The sequence below is a fragment of the Kitasatospora sp. NPDC101447 genome, from assembly GCF_044767225.1.
GTDB lineage: Bacteria > Actinomycetota > Actinomycetes > Streptomycetales > Streptomycetaceae > Kitasatospora.
This window is the reverse complement of record NZ_JBIWNL010000085.1, coordinates 1-2,914: the sequence shown is the minus strand read 5'-3', so window position 1 is coordinate 2,914 and position 2,914 is coordinate 1. Positions and strand designations below refer to the sequence as shown.

Annotated in this window: 1 protein-coding gene; it reads left to right on the top strand. The window is 69.8% G+C overall.

Annotated features, from left to right (window positions below):
• Positions 1-23: 23 nt before the first annotated feature.
• A partial coding sequence (locus tag ACIRST_RS42365) for a condensation domain-containing protein (protein ID WP_402810130.1) occupies positions 24-2,914 on the top strand: 2,891 nt, incomplete at its 3' end.

Genomic DNA, 2,914 nt, shown 5'->3' with positions numbered 1-2,914 from the left:
CGTGGCGGGTGTCGAATCCTGGTGTGGTGGTGGTGAATGCGTATGGTCCGACGGAGGCGACGGTCAATTGCACGGACTTCCGGATCGAGCCTGGTGTTCCGGTGGGTTCGGGTGCGGTGCCGATCGGTCGTCCGTTCTGGAATACGCGGGCGTATGTGCTGGACGGGCAGTTGCGTCCGGTTCCGCCGGGTGTGGCGGGTGAGTTGTATGTCGCGGGTGTGGTGTTGGCGCGTGGGTATTGGGGGCGTGCTGATCTGACGGCGGAGCGGTTTGTTGCCGATCCGTTCGGTTCCTCGGGTGCGCGGATGTATCGCACGGGTGATGTGGCGCGGTGGAATGCCGATGGCCAGTTGGTGTATGTGGGCCGGGTCGATGATCAGGTGAAGGTTCGGGGTTTCCGGATCGAGCTGGGTGAGGTGCAGGCCGCGGTCGTGGCGCATGAGCTGGTGGCTCGGGCTGCGGTGGTGGTGCGGGAGGACGAGCCGGGGGACAAGCGTCTGGTGGCGTATGTCGTCACCGCCGATGGCCAGGACCCGGATGGTGTGCGGGAGTTCGTGGCACACCGCCTGCCGGAGTACATGGTCCCTTCCGCGTTCGTCGTGCTGGATGCGCTGCCGTTGACGGTGAACGGGAAGCTGGATCGTCGTGCGCTGCCGGCGCCGGAGTACGGTCCGGAGCAGGCCGGGGGCCGGGCGCCGCGGTCGCCGCGTGAGGAGGTGCTGTGTGGTCTGTTCGCGCAGACCCTGGGTGTGGAGTCGGTGTCGATCGACGACGACTTCTTCCGCTTCGGCGGTCACTCCCTGCTCGCGACCCGTCTCGTCAGCCGCATCCGCGCCCTCCTGGACGTCGAGTTGGGTGTCCGGCAGCTGTTCGACACCCCCACCGTCGCCGGTCTGTCGGAGGTCATCGAGAGGGCGGACGGCAGTGTCCGTCCCGCGCTCACCGCTGCCGTCCCGCGCCCGGAGCGGATCCCGCTGTCCTACGCGCAGCAGCGGCTCTGGTTCCTCAACCAGTTCGAGGGGCCGAACGCCACCTACAACATCCCGGTGGCGCTGCGGCTTTCCGGTTCGCTGGACCGGGAGGCGCTGCGCGAGGCCCTGGCCGACGTCGTCGCCCGCCACGAGAGCCTGCGCACCGCCTTCGCGGAGGACGCCGATGGCGCGTACCAGGTCGTCAAGCCGGCGGACGAGGTCGAGTTCGAGCTGCCCGTCGTGACGGCGGCTCCGGGCGAGGTCGAATCGCGGCTGCGCGAGGCCGCCCGCCGAGGCTTCGACCTGTCGGTCGACTCGGGTGAACTCCCCCTGCGCGCCACGCTGTTTGCCGTCTCTGCGGACGAGCACGTGCTCCTTCTGCTCCTGCACCACATCGTGAGTGACGCGTGGTCGCGTGGTCCGCTGGCGCGGGACCTGACCGCGGCCTACGCGGCGCGGGTGGCGGGGGAGGCGCCGGGCTGGCAGGCGCTGCCCGTCCAGTACGCCGACTACAGCCTGTGGCAGCGGGAGACGCTCGGTTCGGAGGACGAGCCGGGTAGTGAGATCTCGCGTCAACTGGCGTACTGGAAGGGTGCTCTGGCGGGTCTGCCGGATCAGTTGGAGCTGCCGTTCGACCGGCCGCGGCCGGCGGTGGCCTCGTACCGGGGCGAGCGGATTCCGTTCGAGGTGCCCGGCGACTTGTACGGGCGCGTCGTGGCGCTGGCGCGGGAGACGCAGTCCAGTCCGTTCATGGTGCTGCAGGCAGCGCTGGCCGCGCTGCTGACCCGGTTGGGTGCGGGTGAGGATGTGCCGATCGGCACGCCGATCGCGGGCCGGACCGACGACGCCCTCGACCAGCTCATCGGCGTCTTCATCAACACCCTCGTCCTGCGCACCGACACCTCGGGCCGGCCCTCCGCCCGTACGCTCATCGACCGGGTCCGGACCGGGAACCTGGCCGCCTACGCGCACCAGGACCTGCCGTTCGAGCGGCTGGTCGAGGCGGTGAACCCGGAGCGTTCGCTCGCCCGGCACCCGCTGTTCCAGGTGCTGCTGGCGTTCAACAACACCGACGAGGCCGCGATCGACCGGAGCGCGCAGCACCTGCCGGGCCTCACCGTCTCCCGGGCCGTCGCCGACACGGGCGTGGGCAAGTTCGACCTGTCCTTCGCCTTTGCGGACGGGTCGGAGGCGGACGGTGCGCTGAGCGGCGTGCTGGAGTACAGCACCGACCTCTTCGACCGCGCCACCGTAGAAGCCGTCGGCGCGCGCTACCTGCGACTGCTCCACGGCATGGTGGAAGCCCCGGACGCTCCGCTCGACCTGATCGATCTCCTCGATGAGGTCGAGGCGGGTCTGGTGGTGGAGGGGTGGAACGAGACGGCGTGTGAGGTGCCGGGTCGTTCGGTGGTGGAGTTGTTCGCGGAGCGGGTGGCGGTGTCGCCGGATGCGGTGGCAGTGGTGTCCGGTGAAGTGTCCCTGTCCTACGCGGAGTTGGATGCGCGGGCGGAGCGGCTGGCGGGCCTGTTGGTGGCTCGTGGTGTGGTGGCCGAGCGGTTCGTGGCGGTGGCGTTGCCGAGGTCGGTGGACCTGGTGGTGGCGTTGTTGGCGGTGTGGAAGGCGGGGGCGGCGTATCTGCCGCTGGACACGGAGTATCCGGCGGACCGGCTGGCGTTCATGCTGGCCGACGCGGATCCGGTGCTGGTGCTGACCACGACCGAACTGCGGGCGGAGCTGCCCGAGTTGGCGGTCGACTTCCTGCTCCTGGATGCTCCGGAGACGGCCGAGGCGCTTGCCGCGCCGATCGACGGCGGTGTCCTGCCGGCCGTGTCCTCGGTGCCGATGGGTTCGGCGTCGGCGTATGTGATCTATACGTCGGGGTCGACGGGGCTGCCGAAGGGTGTGGTGGTTCCGCAGGGTGCGTTGGTGAACTTCGTTGCTGC